Source organism: Novosphingobium fuchskuhlense (assembly GCF_001519075.1).
Classification (GTDB): domain Bacteria; phylum Pseudomonadota; class Alphaproteobacteria; order Sphingomonadales; family Sphingomonadaceae; genus Novosphingobium; species Novosphingobium fuchskuhlense.
The window spans coordinates 33,350-51,862 of record NZ_KQ954245.1 but is presented as its reverse complement, the minus strand read 5'-3'; the positions used below and the strand labels follow the sequence as shown (position 1 = coordinate 51,862).

The 18,513-nt window shown below is 64.3% G+C and carries 14 protein-coding genes, 1 tRNA gene and 3 pseudogenes; 9 read left to right on the top strand and 9 right to left on the bottom strand.

From position 1 onward, the window contains the following. Positions 1–4 precede the first annotated feature (4 nt). The 5 genes from mreC (at position 5) to AQZ52_RS09965 (ending at position 4,901) form a co-directional block, all read left to right on the top strand. Positions 5–925, top strand: a complete 921-nt coding sequence (mreC, locus tag AQZ52_RS09985; protein WP_067909933.1) for a rod shape-determining protein MreC — start codon at positions 5–7, stop codon at positions 923–925. Then, complete coding sequence (locus tag AQZ52_RS09980; protein ID WP_067909929.1) at positions 925–1,497, top strand: rod shape-determining protein MreD; 573 nt, start codon at positions 925–927, stop codon at positions 1,495–1,497. Before mreC ends, AQZ52_RS09980 begins: the two co-directional genes overlap by 1 nt. A gap of 5 nt (positions 1,498–1,502) precedes the next feature. Then, positions 1,503–3,629 carry a penicillin-binding protein 2 gene (gene mrdA / locus AQZ52_RS09975; RefSeq protein WP_067909925.1) on the top strand — a complete coding sequence of 709 codons (2,127 nt, stop codon included), beginning with the start codon at positions 1,503–1,505 and terminating at the stop codon, positions 3,627–3,629. Between the two features lie 2 nt (positions 3,630–3,631). After that, positions 3,632–4,747, top strand: coding sequence for a rod shape-determining protein RodA (rodA, locus tag AQZ52_RS09970; protein ID WP_067909922.1), 1,116 nt, complete (start codon positions 3,632–3,634; stop codon positions 4,745–4,747). A 78-nt stretch (positions 4,748–4,825) separates the two neighbouring features. Beyond that, positions 4,826–4,901, top strand: a tRNA-Lys gene (locus tag AQZ52_RS09965). A gap of 639 nt (positions 4,902–5,540) precedes the next feature. Here the strand turns inward: AQZ52_RS09965 and AQZ52_RS09960 are convergent. Next, a pseudogene (locus AQZ52_RS09960) lies at positions 5,541–6,545 on the bottom strand (IS91 family transposase); the annotation flags it as partial. A gap of 169 nt (positions 6,546–6,714) precedes the next feature. Here AQZ52_RS09960 and AQZ52_RS09955 point away from each other — a divergent pair. The 3 genes from AQZ52_RS09955 to AQZ52_RS09945 are packed head-to-tail and all read left to right on the top strand — an operon-like array spanning position 6,715 to position 9,838. Next, a complete protein-coding gene (locus tag AQZ52_RS09955) occupies positions 6,715–7,947 on the top strand; it encodes a tyrosine-type recombinase/integrase (protein ID WP_240481577.1) in 1,233 nt (410 codons plus the stop codon). Beyond that, entirely contained in the window at positions 7,947–8,852 is a 906-nt protein-coding gene (locus AQZ52_RS09950; protein ID WP_067911957.1) for a tyrosine-type recombinase/integrase, read from the top strand. The genes AQZ52_RS09955 and AQZ52_RS09950 overlap by 1 nt, the downstream gene beginning before the upstream one ends. Continuing rightward, the gene (locus AQZ52_RS09945; RefSeq protein WP_067909919.1) at positions 8,849–9,838 is read left to right on the top strand and encodes a tyrosine-type recombinase/integrase; all 990 of its coding nucleotides are present in this window, start codon (positions 8,849–8,851) and stop codon (positions 9,836–9,838) included. The genes AQZ52_RS09950 and AQZ52_RS09945 overlap by 4 nt, the downstream gene beginning before the upstream one ends. A gap of 81 nt (positions 9,839–9,919) precedes the next feature. Here AQZ52_RS09945 and AQZ52_RS18150 read toward each other — a convergent pair. Together AQZ52_RS18150 and AQZ52_RS09940 are read right to left on the bottom strand one after the other, a co-directional pair. Further along, positions 9,920–10,114: pseudogene (locus AQZ52_RS18150) on the bottom strand (transposase zinc-binding domain-containing protein); the annotation flags it as partial. A 4-nt stretch (positions 10,115–10,118) separates the two neighbouring features. Continuing rightward, positions 10,119–11,024 (bottom strand): tyrosine-type recombinase/integrase, encoded by a 906-nt coding sequence (locus AQZ52_RS09940; RefSeq protein ID WP_067909916.1) that lies wholly within the window; start codon positions 11,022–11,024, stop codon positions 10,119–10,121. Between the two features lie 204 nt (positions 11,025–11,228). Between AQZ52_RS09940 and AQZ52_RS09935 the strand changes: the two are divergent. Further along, positions 11,229–11,860, top strand: a pseudogene (locus AQZ52_RS09935) (tyrosine-type recombinase/integrase). Between the two features lie 151 nt (positions 11,861–12,011). Here AQZ52_RS09935 and AQZ52_RS09930 read toward each other — a convergent pair. From AQZ52_RS09930 to AQZ52_RS09905, 6 genes are all read right to left on the bottom strand, one after another. Further along, positions 12,012–13,673: a flavin-containing monooxygenase gene (locus AQZ52_RS09930; RefSeq protein WP_082697763.1), complete on the bottom strand. Its 1,662-nt coding sequence runs from the start codon at positions 13,671–13,673 to the stop codon at positions 12,012–12,014. Between the two features lie 79 nt (positions 13,674–13,752). Further along, positions 13,753–14,865: an NADH:flavin oxidoreductase gene (locus AQZ52_RS09925; protein ID WP_205626462.1), complete on the bottom strand. Its 1,113-nt coding sequence runs from the start codon at positions 14,863–14,865 to the stop codon at positions 13,753–13,755. Positions 14,866–14,885: 20 nt separating this feature from the next. Then, positions 14,886–15,689, bottom strand: coding sequence for an alpha/beta fold hydrolase (locus AQZ52_RS09920; RefSeq protein ID WP_067909913.1), 804 nt, complete (start codon positions 15,687–15,689; stop codon positions 14,886–14,888). Positions 15,690–15,715: 26 nt separating this feature from the next. Beyond that, the gene (locus AQZ52_RS09915) at positions 15,716–16,177 is read right to left on the bottom strand and encodes a nuclear transport factor 2 family protein (RefSeq protein WP_067909910.1); all 462 of its coding nucleotides are present in this window, start codon (positions 16,175–16,177) and stop codon (positions 15,716–15,718) included. Beyond that, positions 16,177–17,481: an acyl-CoA dehydrogenase family protein gene (locus AQZ52_RS09910; protein WP_067909907.1), complete on the bottom strand. Its 1,305-nt coding sequence runs from the start codon at positions 17,479–17,481 to the stop codon at positions 16,177–16,179. Before AQZ52_RS09910 ends, AQZ52_RS09915 begins: the two co-directional genes overlap by 1 nt. 19 nt (positions 17,482–17,500) lie before the next feature. After that, positions 17,501–18,256, bottom strand: coding sequence for an SDR family NAD(P)-dependent oxidoreductase (locus AQZ52_RS09905; protein ID WP_067909904.1), 756 nt, complete (start codon positions 18,254–18,256; stop codon positions 17,501–17,503). Positions 18,257–18,513 lie beyond the last annotated feature (257 nt).

The following is an 18,513-nucleotide window of genomic DNA, read 5'->3' as shown; positions in this document are numbered from 1 at the left end:
TAGCATGGCGCGGCCTGCGGACCGGCGCCCGGGCTTTTCGCGCAGGGCGCAATACGGGATCTTCACCGGCTACGTGATCGCCGTGGCCGGGTTCCTTGCGGGCGCGGGGCTGCTGGTCGTGAGCATCGTCAACCCGCAGGCCTTCTCCTCGGTGCGCGGCGCGGCCAGCGAATTGGCGCGGCCTGCAGGCGAAGCGGGCGCGGAAACCCGCGCCGCAGGCCAGGGTGTGATTGCGGCCATCGGCGCCTATTTCCAGGCCGGGCGCCAGAACGCCGCGCTCACCCGCGAAGTTGCCGCCGCGCGGGCCAACGCACTCACCATGCAGGCGCTGGAAGGCGAGAACCGGCGGCTGAAGGCGTTGCTCGGCATCGTCGATCCCGCCGTCAAACCCGTCACCGCCGCGCGCCTGATCGGTTCCACCTCGGCAAGCACCCGGCGCTTTGCCGTGCTTTCGGCCGGCACCCTGCAAGGCGTGCGCGCGGGACAGCCGGTTCGCTCGGCCGCCGGCCTGATCGGCCGGGTGATCGAGACCGCGCCCGGCACCGCGCGCGTGCTGCTCGTCACCGATCCTGAAAATGTCGTGCCCGTGCGCCGGGTCCGCGATGGCCTGCCAGCCTTCGTCGAGGGCAAATCCGATGGGCGCATCGCGATCCGCCTGCTCAACATGGGCGTCAATCCGCTCAAGATGGGCGATGTCTTCGTCACCTCCGGTTCGGGCGGGCTCTATCCGCCGGGCATCCCGGTCGCGGTGGTGACCCAGGTGCTGCACGATGGCGGCACGGGCCACCTCGCCAGCGACCCCGCGGAGGTCGATTTCGTGCTCGTCCTGCCGGTGTTCCAGCCCGCTGCGGTCGCCGCGCTCGGGGCCAGCCAGCAGGCCGCCGGACCCGCACCTGAACCGAGCGAGGCGGGGGGCAGCAACTGATGCCCTTCCCGCGCCTGGCCGATCTGCAGAGCCTTCCGATCCGGCCGGAAGACATTGTTCCCCAGCGGATCAATCGCGCCCCGTCACCGCTGCTGGCGTCGGGCCTGCCGTGGCTTTCGGTGATGGTTACATCGCTGGCGGCGTTTTCGCCGGTAATCGCCTCGGCCCCGGTGGTGCCACCGCTGGCGTTCATGGTGTTCCTCTCGTGGCGCATGTTGCGCCCCAGCCTGCTGCCGCTCTGGGCCGGCCTGCCCCTGGGCGCCTTCGATGATCTCTACAGCGGCCAGCCGTTTGGCTCGGGCGTGGTGCTGTGGTCGGCGGCGATGCTGGCGATGGACGCGATCGACAACCGCATACTCTGGCGTAGTTTCGAGCAGGACTGGGCCGTCGCCAGCCTGCTGATGACGCTATACCTCGTGCTGGCGGCCGCCATCGCCGGGCTGGCCGCGGGCTATCCGCTGCCGCTGGTGATCGGCCCGCAGCTTCTGGTCACGCTGGCACTCTATCCGCTGGTCACGCGCGCCATCGCGCTGCTCGATCGCATTCGCCTCCTGCCGCTGCGCTCGGTCTGACGCCGATGAAGATGCCCTGGTCCAAGCCGGTCAGGCCGCTTCCGGTCACAGGCGCACAGCTGACCCATTCGTTCGAGCGGCGCACCGTTGTGCTCGGCCTCGCGCAGGCCGGTGTCGGCGTGCTGCTGGCCGGGCGGCTGACGTGGCTCGCCGTTGCCGAAAACGCGAAGTACCGCGCCGCCTCGGAAAGCAACCGCGTCAACCTCACCCTGATCCCGCCCCGGCGCGGCTGGGTGATCGACCGCACCGGTGCCTCGCTGGCCGCAAACCGCGCAGATTTCCGCGTCGATATCGTGCCCGACCGGCTGGTCGATGCCGATGCGACACTGTCCACGCTTGCGCAGCTCCTCGACCTCACCGCCGACCGCGTCAGCGATATCAAGGACAAGCTGACGAAAGCGCGCGGGTTCCAGCCGGTCGAAGTCGCCTCCAGCCTCGATTGGGAGAAGTTCGCCGCCGTCAGCGTGCGTTTGCCCGAATTGCCCGGCGTCATCCCCCAGCGCGGCTTCTCGCGCTATTACCCGGCAGGGCCCGCCGTTGGCCACCTCGTCGGATATGTCGGCCCTGCCTCGGCCGAGGACTACGAGAAGGAGCACAATCCGCTCCTCATCACCCCCGGCTTCAAGATCGGCAAGGATGGCCTCGAAAAGCACTTCGAGGAACGCCTGCGCGGTGAGCCTGGCGCGCGGCGGGTGGAGGCAACGGCAAGCGGGCGGGTGGTGCGCGATCTCGGCACGCGCGAGGATGTGCCGGGCAAGCCCATCCAGCTGACCATCGATGCCGCCCTGCAGGACTATGCCGCGCGCCGCATCGGGCTGGAATCGGGTTCGGTCGTGGTGATGGACTGCGCGACCGGTGATCTCCTCGCGATGGTCTCGATGCCCAGCTTCGATCCCAACAGCTTTGCCGACGGAATCGGCCGCATCGAATGGAAGATGCTGGCGGAAGACGACCACGTGCCCTTGCGCAACAAGGTGCTTCGCGGGCTCTATCCGCCAGGCTCGACGGTGAAGCCGATGGTCGCGCTTTCGTTCCTCGAAGCCGGGCTCGATCCGGAGGCCAGCGTGGGCTGCGCCGGGGGGCTGCGCGTCGGCAACCGCGTGTTCCACTGCTGGAACCACCGCGGCCACGGCACGACCAACATGATGAAGGGCATCTACCAGTCGTGTGACGTCTACTTCTACCACTTTGCGCAGGCGATCGGGATGGACAAGATCGCCGCCATGGCCCGGCGACTGGGGCTCGGGCAGGAGTTTCCGATGCCCTATCCCGGCCAGTCCTATGGCACCGTGCCCGATCCCGCGTGGAAGCAGCGCAAATACGGCAAGGAATGGGCGATCTACGATACGGTGAACGCCACCATCGGTCAGGGCTACATGCTGGTCAATCCGCTGCAGCAGGCGGTCATGGCCTCGCGCCTTGCGTCAGGCCTGCAGCTGACGCCGCGCCTTCTGATGGACCGCCACGCGCCGCGCGCCCCTTCGCTCGGCATCCGGCAGGATCACCTCGATCTGATCCATGCGGCGATGAACGAAGTGGTCAACGGCCGCGGCACGGCAGGCAAGGCGCGCCTGCCCGTCCCCGGCGTGCAGATGGCGGGCAAGACCGGCACCGCGCAGGTCGTCGGCCTCAACATCGGCAACGGCAAGGGTGGCCTATGGAAGCACCGTGACCACGGCCACTTCATCTGCTTCGCGCCTTTCGACAAGCCGCGCTATGCCTGTGCCGTCGCCATTGAGCACGGCGGCGGGTCGGGCGCGGCCTACCCCATCGCGCGCGATGTGATGACCTTCCTGTTCGACCGCGCCAAGGCGGTGGAAGTGCTCGAAGGCTACGAGAAGCAATGGGGCGGCAATGTGCAGCAGCGCATGGCCGCCAAGTACAACGCCTATGCGGCCAAGTTCGGGGCCAGTGCGCCGGAGGCCCCCGACGACACCCAGGCGGCCGAAGCGGTCGAAGCGGACAACGCCCCCGTGCCCGAACCCGCCGCCGCGCAGACCGACGCTGCGCCGCCCGCGCCCGAGCCGGAAGCATCACCCGCTGCGCCCGAGACCCCTGCTGCTCCTGCCGCCCCCGCCGCACCGGCGCCTGCCCCCACCGCCGCGGCTGCCGTGCCGGCTCCGGGGCGCTGAGGATGCAGCGCGCCTATATCCCCCGCTTCATCGCCCGCCAGCCCTGGGGCGTTATCCTGCCGCTCAGCGCGCTGGTCATCTTCGGCGGCGCCGTGCTCTATTCGGCGGCAGGCGGGCACCTGATGCCGTGGGCGCTGCTCCATGTCCTGCGCTTCGTGGTCTTCCTGGCCATGGCCATGGCGGTCTCGCGCATTCCGCCGACGTGGTACAAGAGCGCCGCGCTGCCATCCTATGCCCTGCTGTGCGTGCTGCTGGTGCTGGTCGAACTGCTCGGGCGGGTCAGTGGCGGCAGCCAGCGCTGGCTCAATCTCGGCTTCATGCAATTGCAGCCCTCCGAACTGATGAAGCCGGGCATCGTGCTGGTGCTGGCGTGGTTCTACAGCGTGTTGCCGCCGTCCGAGATCAAGACCTGGCGGGCGATCGCGCCGGCAGTGGTCCTCCTGGGCATTCCGGCGGGGCTCGTCATGCTCCAGCCCGATCTCGGCACCGGCCTGGCGATCAGCTTCGGCGCGATTGTGATCATGTTTCTTGCCGGCCTGCCGCTGTGGCTGTTCCTCGGCGGGGGGGCGGCTGTAGCCATCGCCGCACCGCTGGCGTTCTTCACTGTGCTGCACGATTACCAGCGCAAGCGCGTGCTGGTGTTCCTCGATCCCGAAAGCGATCCGCTAGGGTCTGGCTACCACATCACCCAGTCCAAGATCGCCATCGGTTCGGGCGGCCTGTTCGGCAAGGGCTTCGGGCAGGGATCGCAGAGCCACCTCGATTATCTGCCCGAGGCGCATACCGATTTCGTGTTCGCGACAATGGCCGAGGAATGGGGCATGCTCGGCGGCATCTTCGTGCTGTTCGTCTTCGCACTGGTTCTGCGCTGGGGCCTCAAGGTCGCCCTCGGCGCGCCGGACCGCTTCTCGCGTCTTCTGGCTGCGGGGATGGTCACGACAATCTTCTTCTATGTCTGCATCAACCTGATGATGGTCATGGGCCTTGCGCCGGTGGTGGGTATCCCCCTTCCCTTCGTGAGCCACGGCGGTTCATCGATGATGACCAACATGCTGTGCATCGGCACCCTGATGGCCGTAGACCGCTGGTCGCGCGCGCCGGGGGGCAGCCTTCGCTAGTTTTTCAAAATTGGGGCTTGGCAGCCTCTCAAAAATCGCTAAGGGAGCCACTCCCGGTTGCCGGACACGGTACGGTGTGGACGCATAGCTCAGTTGGTAGAGCAGCTGACTCTTAATCAGCGGGTCCTTGGTTCGAGCCCAAGTGCGTCCACCATTTTCAATCTATAAATCAATGACTTATACCTAGTCGGACAATATGTCGTCGGCCACCTGTTTCGTCTAGGTAGCTTTCTAGGTAGCTCGCGAAGTTGCTCAGAAGAAGGTGCGATTGCGAACATCGGATGGAAACTGCGCGAAGCCGATCGGTTGATGTTGGCTTTACGCCCGAGTCAGGCCGATTAGCCTCTGATCCGAAGAGCGACCATTTGTTCATGGTTTCCAACGGACCGCAGTGAATGACCGGGTCTGGGACAAAACGGCCGTCACCAAATGATCCGCCAAACGGCGAGGTTTGCCCAAAGCAGACGTGAGTTCGTTAGGCTCTAAATGGCCAGGATTGTGAAGGGTTTCGGGCGCTTGCGTACGAAAGCCTCCAGTGCAGGAACCCGCGGGCCCCACGCGCTGGTCTATGGGTGAATAGGCTTTGGGATGGTTCTGGCGGGTAAACTTTGCCGCGCCCGAAGTGCGACGAGCGGTCGGATCAGCGTGATTTTGTGCGGCGTCAGGCCTCGAGCAGTGGTGGTTTTGCGGATCAGTGTGCCCTGCGCCCGCTTTAATTCCAGGATGGGCATGCGCCGGGTCGTCAGCCAGGACGCCATGAGCGTGACCGTCATGCAGGATGGGCTATGCCGGATCATAGCGTGTTCTCCCGGATGGACGCTGCTGACTGCGGCGGCGCGCGGGGCTGGCACCAGCGGGCGAAGGCCTCGATGATGGTCATGTGCCCGCCGCAACATGGGCATGGCGGGCGATGATCGGGCGGCTCGTCGGGTTCAGGCTCAACGGTCGGCGCGGCGGCGCCCAGCAGCCTGCGGGCGAGCGCCATGGCCTCCTTGTGCGCCGAACTGGCGAGCAGACCGTAATGCCGGATGCGGTGGAAGCCGCGCGGCAGGACGTGGATCAGGAAGCGGCGAATGAACTCGTCGGTCGCCAGCGTCATGACCTGCTGGCGTTCAGCGCCATCGCGGCGATAGTCCTTGTAGCGGAAGGTGACGCCGGTCTCGTCGAAGGTGATGAGCCGCCGGTTCGAGATGGCGACGCGGTGGGTGTAACGCGAGAGGTAGGCCAGCACCGCCTGCGGCCCTGCAAAGGGTGGCTTGGCATAGACTACCCAGCGCTTCTTCCGGATCGGCGACAGATGCCGCAGGAAGGCCTTACGTGTCGCGAGGCCCGCCAAGGTGCCGAAGAAGGCCAGCTTGCCGGCATCGAACAATGCCAGCAGGCGCGTGAGGAACAGCCGGCGGAACAACGCACCCAGCACGCGCACCGGTAGCAGGAAGGCGGGGCGCGAGGAGATCCACCGCGAGCCGTCCGGCGCGATGCCGCCACCGGGCACGATCATGTGCACGTGCGGGTGGTGGGTCAGTGCCGATCCCCAGGTGTGCAGCACGGCGGTGATGCCGATCCGGGCGCCGAGGTGCTTGGGATCGGCAGCGATCGTCAGCATCGTGTCCGCGGCTGCGCGAAACAGCAGGTCATAGACCACCGCCTTGTTCTGGAAGGCGATGTCGGCAACCTCTGCCGGTAGGGTGAACACGACGTGGAAGTAGCCGACCGGCAACAGATCGGCCTCGCGCGCGGCCAGCCAGGTGCGCGCAGCGGCGCCCTGGCACTTCGGACAGTGCCGGTTGCGACATGTAATGTGGAACGCCCATTACATGTCTTATGGGCGGATTCAGTAATGGGGAGCTGACGACTGCGGCGCCAGTATTTTCCGGTGAATCATCGATTTTTCACTCTTCATAAAATGGCGCCGGTGGTGCCCCGTCTGCTCGGCCACTGATGGCCGATTACGAGCGGGGACAAACATGTTGGAGATCTACTTTTCTGCGTCGAAGACGCTGGAGCATCTGCGCAGCGGACCGTGCGGACCATTTCTAGATGGCTTTGCCGGAGCGCTCGAACGGCAGGGCTATGTAGCCGATACGGCGGTGCGCTATCTGCGGGCGGCAGCTCACGTCGGCCACGTCATGGCAGAGCGCGATGCCAGCGTGAGCGACATCGATTTAGCAGCGTTCGAACAGCATTTGAGGGCGTGCCGATGCCCTCGTGCCAAGGGAGGGCGCCGCAATCATCACACCATTTACGGTGCGAGGCTCTTTCGCCGGTACCTCGAGAAAATAGGCGTGTGCAAGCCCGCAGTCGCGGCGATGCGTCCTGCTGAACCCCAGTTGGTCGCGGGCTTTAAGACATGGCTCAACAAGCATCGCGGGGCATCTGATGCGACCATTGGGCTTTACGCACGCGATGCGATCAGTATTTTGGTAGCACTTGGAGCGGAGCCGACACATTGGTGTCCCGCCGATATCCGCTGCTATTTCATGACGCGTGCGAACACATGCGGGCGCGGCACCATCGAGAAGATGACTACGAGCCTGCGGGCATTCTTGCGCTACCTCTCCATGCAGGGGCACTGCCGGACCGGCCTCGACAATGCCGTTCCGGCCTACGCCCATTGGCAGCTTGCCGAGATGCCGCGATATCTATCGGGCGAACAGGTTAGCCGCTTGATTGCCGCCTGCGATGGAGACGCCGACGCGCGCAGACGGGATCGCGCCATTTTACTGCTGTTGGCTCGCCTCGGATTGCGGGCCGGCGACGTGGCACAGCTCCGCCTCATCGATATCGAGTGGCAGGCGGGTTCACTGCGGGTTACGGGCAAGTCGCGCCATGAAGTTCGCTTGCCGCTGCCCCAGGACGTCGGGGATGCGGTCGCGGCCTACCTCGAATGCCGACCGCCCTTCTGCCGAAGTGATCGCGTGTTCCTGAGCACGATCGCGCCTAGTCGCCCGTTCCTGAACGGTGACGCCGTCTCTTCGGTGGTCAGGCGCATCATGAAGCGGGCTGGCCTCGTGACACCGTTCAAGGGTGCGCACGTCCTGCGGCACACCGCGGCGACCGAGATGCTGCGCCACGGGGTGCCGCTCGACAAAATCGGTCTGGTCCTCCGGCATAGTAGCATCGACACGACGGCCCACTACGCCAAAGCCGATGTCACTCTTCTGAGGCAGGTGGCGCAGCCATGGCCGGAGGCGCTCTGATGTTGAAAACCATCGAGACCTATCTCGCACTGCGCCGTGCCACGGGCTTTGCGATGTCGAATGCCGAGTATTTACTCAAAAGCTTCGCCGGCTTCGCGGCTGAGCGCGGACAGGCGTATGTTCAAACGCAAACAGCCATCGATTGGGCCGCACTGGGACCGTCAATTGCGCAACGCGACGCTCGACTGAAAGCTATCTGCCGCTTCGCACGCCATATCCGCGTCGAAGACGTGCGGCACGAGTTGCCCCCGGGCAATCACTTCGGCGCCCGCAAAAGACGCAGGCCGCCGTACATTTACTCGGGCACAGAGATCACTCGCCTGATCGAAGCCGCAGGCCGACTTCGACCGCAAGGATGGCTGCGCCCGCTGACTTATGCGACCTTGATAGCCCTACTCGCGGCCACGGGACTGCGCATCTCCGAAGCCCTCAAGCTCACGTTCGCCGACATATCGAGCGACGGTTTGCTGATCCGCGAGACCAAGTTCCGGAAGACCCGTCTTGTGCCCCTGCACGATACGGCGGCGGCAGGCTTGCAACGCTACCTGCAGCGCCGCGGACCCGGCTCGGACGATGATCCTGTGTTCGCCGATGCACATGGTCAGCCATTGCGCTACATCACAGTCAAAGGGACCTTTGACAGGCTGGTGGGCAAAGCTGGCACCCGGCCATCGTCGGCGCGCCGCCCGCGGCTGCATGATTTGCGGCACACATTCGCGGTGCGGGCACTACAAGACAGTCCGACGGGCCGAGATCGGTGCGGTGCGCATATGGTCGCGCTCGCGACGTACATGGGGCACGCCAACATTTACGCCACCTACTGGTATCTGGAGGCAACTGCCGACCTCGTGCGGGACATCGCCATGGCCGGCGATGCGTTCATGTCAGAGGGGAAACGAGCATGACACCCATCGCTCCCCTGATCGAAGCGTTCCTGCGCGAAACACTCGTCCATCAACGTGGCGCCAGCCAACACACCTGCGATTCTTATGCTCAGAGTTTCCAGCTCTTGTTCGAGTTCGCCGCTGCAAGGCTCAAGAGTAGACCATCCAGGTTGATGCTGGAGCAGATCGACGCCGGCTTGGTCAGCGCCTTCCTCGAGCATCTCGAAGATCTGCGCAAAAACGCTGCCGTGACGCGAAACGTGCGCTTGGCTGCCATCAAGTCGTTCTTCCGCTTCCTCGAATACCGGCAGCCGGCGGCGCTCGATCAGGTCCGTCGCGTGCTTGCGATTCCGTTCAAGAAAACGGACACGCGTCTGGTCCCCTATCTACTGCGGGAGGAGCTGCAAGCTCTGCTCGACGCCCCGAACCCTGCAACGCGCGACGGAATCCGCGACCGAGCGATGTTGCATGTAGCTGTGTGTGCAGGATTGCGCGTCTCAGAACTGACGGGGCTGACGATCAACGATATCGACATGCCGTCGATGAGCATACGCGTTGTCGGCAAGGGACGGCGGGAACGAGCCCTGCCGCTGTGGAAACCAGCAGCCACGGCACTGAGCGCATGGCTAGCCATACGCGGAAAGGTTGCGACACCCGAAGTGTTCGTCAGTGCGCGTGGTGAAGCTTTGAGCCGATGGGGCTTCGCCTATCTACTCAAGCAGCACGCCGCGGCCGCTGCCCGTCAACAGCCTGGGCTCGCGAAGAAGCGCGTCTCTCCTCACGTGCTCAGGCACACCTGCGCGATGATCATTCTGCAGGCGACCCAAGACATCCGGAAAGTATCGCTGTGGCTGGGCCATGCTACGATGACGACCACCGAAGTCTATACGCGCGGCGACCCAACCGAAAAACTCGACGCCATGGAAGCGATCGTACCGCCACATCTGCGTCGAGGGACATTCCAACCGACCGACAAGCTGATGGCGCTGCTAAAGAGCACCACGTAATGGTGAGCGGGGTTGGCAGCGAAATGAGCGAAGGAGCCACCAAGTCGCTGCCAGCTCCCCATTACTGAATCCGCCCATAAGGCACGAGTTGTAGGCGATCCGCCAATGCCCGCAGTCGTCGCAGGCCTCGACGTGACCACCCAGCGTGGCGGTGCGGCAGTTCTCGATGGCCGTCATGACCTTGAGCTGGCCGAGGCTCAGGTGCCCGGCATGGGCCGCCCGGTAGGCCGGCCCGGCGCTGCGGAAGATGTCGGCGACCTCGAGTGAGGCGCGCACCGGTTCAACCGGGAGGTGCCCTGCCTTCCATCACGGCCACAATCTTGTCGAGCGGGCTGGCCACCGCTCGCATGGTCTTGCTCGAGACCTGAGTATAGATGCCGGTCGTGTTGATGTTCACGTGTCCCAGCAGCACCTGGATGACGCGGATATCGACGCCCTGCTCGAGCAGGTGAGTGGCAAACGAGTGGCGCAATGTGTGCGGGCTTACCCGCTTGTGGATCTCGGCGCGCTCGGCCGCTTCCTGAACGACGCGATGCAACTGGCGAGCAGAAACCGGATCCGTGCCGCTGCGGCCGGGGAACAGCCAGCCATGGGGTAGCATCACCCCGCGCCGCTTGCCTTCGCGCCACCATTGACGAAGCAAATCCAGCAGGTGCGGTGAGAGCATGGCGTTGCGGTCTTTGCGCCCCTTGCCCTGCTCGACGCGGATCATCATCCGGGTGCTGTCGATGTCATCGACCTTGAGGTGGGCAACCTCCGAGACACGCAGGCCCGCGCCATAGGCCACGCTGAGGGCCGCCTTGTACTTGATGCCTGGCGCAGCCTCGAGCAGCCGCGCTGTCTCCTCGACGCTCAAGACCACACGCAGCTTGGGCATGCAGCGAACAACGACGAGCCCCAGCGCCATCTCCGGGCGCTTGAGGGTTATCCCGAAGAGGAACCGCAGCGCCGATACCGCCCCATTGATCGTGGCTGGGCCCACGGCGCGCTCGTGCTGGTCGACCTGATAACGCCGCAGGTCTTCCATGGTGGCCGTGTCCGGGGGGCGACCGAGAAACGCGGTGAAGTTCCGGACATGCCGGATATAGTCCTTCTGCGTGTGCGCCCCGAAGCCACGCATCGTCATGTCCTGCAACATCCGCTCACGCAGCGAATGGGTCGGGGCAGCGGTCGTGATAGAATCCATGGCAAGTTCCTCTCCGTTGAAGGAACTCCACCGTCGCAGGGCAACGACGCCCCGCTAAAGCCTCACCAATACTACGCTATGTCACCCCAAGCGACTCTCCCGCGAAGCGGGTTCGTGCTCTGGTCGGCACAAGCCTCGCAGCATTTCCTCGCTGGGCCGGCAGACGTTCTTCAGATGGCCAATTATGGCCATTGGAAAATGAACCTGGAAACGCCTGATACCAAAATCACATCCCCCAAGCGTCAGGTCTGGAACGCTGGGCGCACTGTCGGCGCAAAGCGAGCACTGAAACCCAAACAAATTTGGGAGATCCGCTACTACCTCAATCAACGCCGCCGCTTGCGAGATCGGGCGCTGTTCGACCTCGCGATCGACATTAAGCTGCGCGGCTGCGACCTCGGCAGATAAAAATCGGCGACATCGTTAGCGGCGGGCAGATTCGAACACGCGCAATCGTGATGCAGCAGAAGACAGGTCGCCCCGTGCAATTCGAACTACTCCCCGATGCCCCGGCCAGTCTGCTGGCTTGGCTCAAGAGGCGTGGCAACACCGTGGACGACAATGTCTTTCCAAGCCGGGTTGATCACAATGGTCATCTCAGCACCCGGGTGTATGCCCGGCTTGTCGATGAATGGATGGCGGGGGTTGGCATGAAGCGAAGTGAATATGGCACGCAATCACTTCGCCGAACGAAAGCGTCGATTATCTACAGGGCGACTGGCAACCTGCGCGTCGTTCAGATCCTCCTCGGCCATAGCAAGTTCGAGCATACGGTCCGCCATCTCGGGATCGACGTGAAAGACGCGCTTGCCCTTTCCGAGAACACCGAAATGTAAACCGTTGGCTCCCCGCTTCTAGCGGGGGGCCATCCTTGACGCGCCAGCGACATTGCCGCCGTTCTCGCTGAACGTGTACACCGGAAGGTCTTTTGGGAGTATCCCATACTCAACGTTAGCTGGACACGCCTTGCACACGTCGTGCTCGCTCCTACCGGAACTCCAACTCGGGGAAGCCGGCTGCCGCCGACTGATCCATCGCGTCGTAGTAGAAGTTCGCGCCGCCGAAATAGATCAGCACGCGCGCGCCCTTGTCCGCGCGGTTGGCGCCCATCATCCACGAATTGACCTTGTCGCCCTGCGCCATCAGAGTCTGCGCGTGGATGTCGGCGGTCTGCTTGGTCCAGGCTTCTTCCGCCTCGGCCCTGGGCCAGAACGTCGCGTAGCCCTCGTGCTCCATCTTGCGGATGCAGGCGCTGATCCAGATCGCGTTCTGCTGGATCGAGGTCGGCAGGTTGGCAAACGGTGCCTGCGGGCCAGTGACCATGAACATGTTGGGGAAATCCGCGACGCAGACCCCCATGATGCTGCCCGAAACCGTGCCCCACTTCTCATTCAGCGTCTGGCCGCTCGCCCCGATGATCGGGAAAGCTTCCAGTGCGCCGGTATAGGCCTTGAAGCCGGTGGCGAGCACGATGATGTCGAATTCGTAGTCGTTCTGCGTCGTGCGCACCCCGGTCTCGGTCACTTCAACCAGCGGCTCGCGCTTCTTGATGTCGACCAGATGCACATTGTCGCGGTTGAACGCTTCCATGTAGCCATGATCGAGCGGTGGCCGCTTGGCGAAGAGCGGGTAGTCGTCATAAGTCGGGCAGAGCAGTTCGGCGAGCTCGGGATCATTGACCCGCGCCTTCATCTTGCTCGTGATGAAATCGCCGGCGAGCTTGTTGGCCTCGGAGCTGGCGAGCAGATCGTCGAAGGTCTCGAACACCCAGCGGAAACTGCCGTTCCAGTTCTCCTCGAAGATGCGCTGGCGCTCCTCGGGCGAGGCATCGAGCACATTGCGGCCCACCGGGCTGTCAAACGCCATGCCGAAGACGTGGTTGCGGCACTTGGCCACGATCGCGTCGTAGTTGTCCTTGATTTCCTTGTCCCACTCCGGCGTCATCGGGCGCTGCATCGCGGGGAGGATGTAGTTCGGCGTGCGCTGGAACACGATGACATCGGCCGCCGTCTTGGCCAGTTCGGGCACCATCTGCACCGAGGTCGCCCCCGCGCCGATCACGCCGACGCGCTTGCCGGCATAATCGAGCCCTTCCGGCCAGCGCGAGGAGTGGAAGATCGGACCCTTGAAGCTGTCGAGCCCCTTGAGCGCGGGGATCTCGGGCTGCGAGATCATCCCCATGCCGCTGATGAAGTACTTGCAGGTGAAGCTCTCGCCCGTACCGGTCGTGACCTGCCACCAGCCCTTGTCGGCCAGATAGCGCGCTTCGGTGATCTCGGTATTGAGCTGGATGTGCGGCATCATGTCGCACTTGTCGACAACGTAGCGCATGTAGGCCTGCGTCTCGGCACGGCCCGGGTAGCGCTGGGTCCACGTCCACTCCTGCAGGATCTCCTTCGAGAAGGTCAGGCAGTAGTAGTAGCTCTCGCTGTCGGTCGCCGCGCCTGGATAACGGTTCCAGGCCCAGGTCCCGCCGACATCCGAAGCGCGATCGAACACGCGGATCGAAAGCCCTGCCTCGCGCAAGTAGTGGATGAGCGCGATGCCGGCAAAGCCTGCACCGATCGCGATGGCGTCAAAGTCAGGCCGGCTCGTGCCAGCGGCATCGGCAGCAGTCCCGGCCTCAGGGGCGATGGTGGTCGTGGTCATCGGTCATCCTCTCCTTGCGGCCATTATTTGCGGCCACGATAGGTTCAAAATCAGCAGCTTGCAGGCCATTCCCGCCGGATCAGTAGAGCGTCTCCATGCAGGCCTTCGAATAGGGCACCATCTGATCGACCGCGCCGGTGCGCAGCTTCTGCAGCCAATTCGGATCGGCCAGCAGCGCACGGCCCACGGCCACGAGATCGAAATCCCCACGCGCAAAGCGCCGTTCAAGTTCGCCCAGCGACTTGAGCGTGGGCACGGATTCGCCCGCGACGAAATCCTCCATGAGATCTCGGTCGAGCCCGACCGAGCCGACGGTGATCGTCGGCTTGGCAGTGATATGCTTGGTCCAGCCGGCAAGGTTGCGGTCGTCTTCCTCGGGAAATGCGGATTCCCAGAAACGCCGTTCCGAGCAGTGGAAGATATCGACACCCGCAGCCGAAAGCGGCGCAACCCACCGTTCCAGCTCGGCCGGGTTGTTCGCGATCTTCGCTTCGTACTGGTAGGTCTTCCACTGCGAGATGCGGAAGATGATGGTGAAGTCCGGCCCCACTGCCGCGCGCACGGCCGCGACGCAATCGGCGGCAAAGCGCCCGCGCTGGCCAATGTCATCTCCGCCGTAGCGGTCATCGCGCTTGTTGGTTGCCGTCCAGAAGAACTGGTCGAAAAGGTAGCCATGCGCCCCGTGCAGTTCGACCGCATCGCAGCCCATCCGCTGCGCATCAACCGCCCCGCGCGCGAAGGAAGCGATCACTTCGTCGATATCGGTGGAGGTCATCACCCGTCCGCCCGGAATGTCCGGCCCGACGAGGCCCGAGGGGCTTTCGAGCGGCGGATGCGGCGAATCCGGCCAGTTGAAGTCCTCGCAGCCGCCGACATGCCAGAGCTGCGGGATCATCGCCCCGCCCGCGCGGTGGACATCGGCGGTGGCGCGCGCCCAGGCGGCAAGGCCTTCCTCACCGTAGAAGGACGGCACGGTATCGGCCGCAACTGCGCCCGGTCGGTCGACAGCCACACCTTCGGTGATCACAGCGGCCACCCCGCCTTCGATGCGGCGGCGATAGTAGTCTACCGATTCCTGCGAAAGAATGCCGCCCGGCGCGAAATAGCGCGACATCGGCGCCATCACGAAGCGGTTGGCCAGATGCAGCGACTTGCAGTCGAACGGCGTGAAAAACGGATCTAGTGAAATCATTGTAGTCGTCTCGCCTCAGGTCAGAGCTTGGCCAGAAAATTGCGCAAGGCGCTGTGGTACGCCTCGGCGTCCTCGATGAACGGCGCGTGCCCGCAGCCCTCGATCAGCGCGAGCGTGCCGTGCGGTGCCATCTCCGCCGCGGCCTTGCCAACGCCCGGATCGAGGATCGCATCCGCGCCGCCGACGATCGACAGCAGCGGCACCGGCAGCGCCTTCAGCACCGCGCGCTGGTCCACGTTGCCGAGGTCCATCAGCGATTCGATCACGCCCGGGCCGCTGTCGATGAAGGCGGCCCACATCCAGTCGACCATCGCATCGCTCACCGGCTTCGCGCAGACGCCGCCGGCAAGACCCCGGAAAAACGCCGCGCGGTCGCCGCCCAGCGCTTCCTTCGTAGCTTCGAGCGAACCCGGCTCCCCGCCATAAGGAAAATCATCGCTGCGGATGAAGCGCGGCGCCGCGCCGCAGGTCAGCACCACGCCCGCGCAGGCCGAGCCCAGTAGCCCGGCGGCTTCAACGACCACCGCACCGCCCAAAGACCAGCCGTTTAGCACGACCGGCTTGCTCGTGCAGTGCCGTACGATCCCGGCGACATCGCCGGCAATCGCGGCAATCGAAACGTCGTCGAAATCCCGGTCGGATTGGCCGCAGCCCCGGTGATCGACCACGATCACCGCATGGCCCGCCGCCTTGAGCGTCTCGACCGTGCCCGCCCAGACCCGGCCGGACATCGCCCAGCCATGGATCAGCACGACGGGCACCCCGGCCCCCCGGTGGTGCTCATAATAGACCGAGCGGCCATCGCCGCAATCGAACCGCGCCATCCTTGCTCTCCCTTTCGTGCCGCCCGCTATTGCGGTGCGGAAAGCGTTATGCCCGTCAGCGGGCTGAAATGCTGCATGGTCACCTTGCGCCGCGCGATCTTCCACACGCCATCGCGCCGCTCGAACCGGTCGGTGTAGGTCGCCGCTACGCTCTGCGCCTGGCCTTCGATGCTGTTGCCGATGCAATAGACATCGCAGATGCCCGCGATCACATCGAGGCTCACCGGCGTCACTCGCAGGTTGGTGGTGTAGTGGGTCGAATCCTTCCACGCCGGCCAGAGTATGTCCTCGACCGCATGGACAACGCCTTCATGGCCAATGAAATCGCCGAACGGCGGGCCGATTTCCCACACCGCGTCGGGCCACCAGATCGCGAGGAACCGCCCCATGTCGCGCTTGTCGAAGCCAAGGCAATAGTCGGACGTAAGGTCCTGCAGCGCGAGCCGGGTCTCCAGCCGATCAAGGCGTTGTTCGAGCGTCGTCGCCATCACAGGTCATCCTCTTCGAGAAAGGGCGCAAACTTCGCCAGCGCGGCTGAGCGGGTATGGGGAACGAAATAGGTCGGCCACTGGCCGGGCGCCGGATCGACGCGGCGCAGGATGTCCTTGGCAACCGAGACCTTGTGGACTTCGGTCGACCCATCGACGATCCCCATTTCCGGCACGTATTGCCACATGTCCATCAGCGGGGTCTCGTTCGACATACCGAGCGAGCCGTGGATATGCAGCGCGCGGTACACGACATCGCGCAGCACGCCCGGCATTGCCGCCTTGATCGCCGAAATCTCGCGCCGAACGCGGTGGGTATAGCCCTTGTCCTGATCGAGCAGCCACGCGGCATAGAGCACATGGAGGCGGAACTGGGTGATCTGGGTATAGCTGTCGGCGATGCGCTCCTGGACCATCTGCTTGTCGGCCAGCCGCTCGCCCTTGGTCACGCGGCTGACCGCGCGCTCACACATCATGTCGAGCGCCTTGTTCAGCATGCCCACGGTGCGCATGGCATGGTGGATGCGCCCGCCGCCGAGCCGCGACTGCGCGACGTTGAAGCCGCCGCCCACCGCGCCCAACGTGTTGGCCAGCGGCACGCGGCACTGGTTGAAGCGCAGATAGCCGTGCACGCCGCTGCCGATCTCGTCCTTCGGGCCGACGGCGGTGTTGCGCACAATTTCAAGGCCCGGCGCATCGCGGGGCACGATGATCGTCGAAGAGCCCGCATGCACAGCCACATCGGGATCGGTAATGCACATCACGATGAGGAACTCGGACATGTCGGCGTGGCTCGCAAACCACTTCTCGCCCTCGATCACCCAGTCATCGCCGTCGGCGCGCGCGCGGCAGAGGAATTCGCCGGGATCGGCACCTGCCTGCGGTTCGGTCATCGAGAAGCACGAGACGATATCGCCATCAAGCAGCGGCTGGAGATAGCGCGCCTTCTGCTCCTCGGTGCCAAAGCGGGCGAGGATTTCGGCATTGCCTGTATCGGGCGCCTGCGTGCCGAACACGGTGGGCGCAAAGCGGCTGCGGCCCAGGATCTCGTTCATCAGGCCAAGATGGAGCTGGCCATAGCCCTGCCCACCCAACTCGGGGCCAAGGTGGCAGGCCCACAGGCCCTTGTCCCGCACCACCTGCTGCAGCGGCTTCATGATCCGGCGCGCCTTCGAGCGCGGATCGAACGGATCGCCCGGCCCCCGGAAGACAAGGTCCATCGGCTCGATCTCGCGCTTCACGAAATCGCGCATCCAATCGAGCTTATCGGCAAACTCGGGTTCAGTCGAAAAATCCCATGCCATCAGTTAAATGCTCACCTTTTCAGCAACCTGCATACCAGCCCCCGTCGACCCACAGCTCCGCGCCGGTGATATACCGCGCCTCGTCCGAGGCGAGGAACAGCGAGGCATGGGCGACGTCCATCGGATCGCCCACAATGCCCATCGGGATAGAGGCCTTGATCGCCGCGTCCTGCTCAGGCGTGATGTCGCCCAGAATAGGCGTGCGGATCTGGCCGGGAAAAATCGTGTTCACGCGCACGCCCTGCTTCACGAACTCGAGCGCAGCACCCTTGCCCATGACGCGCACGGCGGCCTTCGAGGCATGATAGCTGATCGCGCCGGGGCTGCCGATGAGCCCATAGAGCGAGGAAATGTTGACGATGGCCGAGCCGGTGCCGGCCTTGACCAGTTCGGGCGCGCCGGCCTTCATCCCGTAGAACACGCCGGTCTGGTTGACCGCGACCATTTTCGCCCAGCCTTCGGGCGATTCATCGATGATCCCGCCGGGATGGAAGATGCCGGCATTGTTCACCAGCGTCGTAAGCTTGCCGTAGGTTGCCACACTCAGCGCCACCGCCGCCTGCCAGCTGGCAAGCTCGGTCACATCAAGCCGCGTGAAGGCGGCCTCGCCCCCTTCGCCCCTGATCCTGGCAACGACAGAGGCGCCGAGCACTTCTTGCAGATCGCCGATCATCACCCGCGCACCCTCGCGGGCATAGAGCAGGGCCTGAGCCTCGCCGAGCCCGCTCGCCCCGCCGGAAATGAGTGCCACCTTGCCCTCGAGCCTGCCACTCATCGAGCCTCTCCCGTTCTTCTTTATGACCTTTGGTGGACCACACTTACTAGTTTCAGACAAGCAAAATTTGTGTAGGCCAAACAGGCCCGGCTCGGCAGGAGCCCTGAAGATTCCCCAAAAATGCTAGGCAATATAACAAACCCAAAGATTCTGCCTGAAAACGCCCTGCAATATAACTTGTTCGGGTATAGCAAGTTTGATAGACCCCGTACAGGCCACGACGTCTGCAGTGCGTCCGGACGGGGAACGCCCCGCCC

What these genes read in the sequence shown, in the direction of transcription:
- mreC (WP_067909933.1), top strand. Translation starts at nt 5, where the DNA reads ATGGCGCGGCCTGCGGACCGGCGCCCGGGCTTTTCGCGCAGGGCGCAA.
- AQZ52_RS09980 (WP_067909929.1), top strand. Translation starts at nt 925, where the DNA reads ATGCCCTTCCCGCGCCTGGCCGATCTGCAGAGCCTTCCGATCCGGCCG.
- mrdA (WP_067909925.1), top strand. Translation starts at nt 1,503, where the DNA reads ATGAAGATGCCCTGGTCCAAGCCGGTCAGGCCGCTTCCGGTCACAGGC.
- rodA (WP_067909922.1), top strand. Translation starts at nt 3,632, where the DNA reads ATGCAGCGCGCCTATATCCCCCGCTTCATCGCCCGCCAGCCCTGGGGC.
- AQZ52_RS09955 (WP_240481577.1), top strand. Translation starts at nt 6,715, where the DNA reads ATGTTGGAGATCTACTTTTCTGCGTCGAAGACGCTGGAGCATCTGCGC.
- AQZ52_RS09950 (WP_067911957.1), top strand. Translation starts at nt 7,947, where the DNA reads ATGTTGAAAACCATCGAGACCTATCTCGCACTGCGCCGTGCCACGGGC.
- AQZ52_RS09945 (WP_067909919.1), top strand. Translation starts at nt 8,849, where the DNA reads ATGACACCCATCGCTCCCCTGATCGAAGCGTTCCTGCGCGAAACACTC.
- AQZ52_RS09940 (WP_067909916.1), bottom strand. Translation starts at nt 11,024, where the DNA reads ATGGATTCTATCACGACCGCTGCCCCGACCCATTCGCTGCGTGAGCGG.
- AQZ52_RS09930 (WP_082697763.1), bottom strand. Translation starts at nt 13,673, where the DNA reads ATGACCACGACCACCATCGCCCCTGAGGCCGGGACTGCTGCCGATGCC.
- AQZ52_RS09925 (WP_205626462.1), bottom strand. Translation starts at nt 14,865, where the DNA reads ATGATTTCACTAGATCCGTTTTTCACGCCGTTCGACTGCAAGTCGCTG.
- AQZ52_RS09920 (WP_067909913.1), bottom strand. Translation starts at nt 15,689, where the DNA reads ATGGCGCGGTTCGATTGCGGCGATGGCCGCTCGGTCTATTATGAGCAC.
- AQZ52_RS09915 (WP_067909910.1), bottom strand. Translation starts at nt 16,177, where the DNA reads ATGGCGACGACGCTCGAACAACGCCTTGATCGGCTGGAGACCCGGCTC.
- AQZ52_RS09910 (WP_067909907.1), bottom strand. Translation starts at nt 17,481, where the DNA reads ATGGCATGGGATTTTTCGACTGAACCCGAGTTTGCCGATAAGCTCGAT.
- AQZ52_RS09905 (WP_067909904.1), bottom strand. Translation starts at nt 18,256, where the DNA reads ATGAGTGGCAGGCTCGAGGGCAAGGTGGCACTCATTTCCGGCGGGGCG.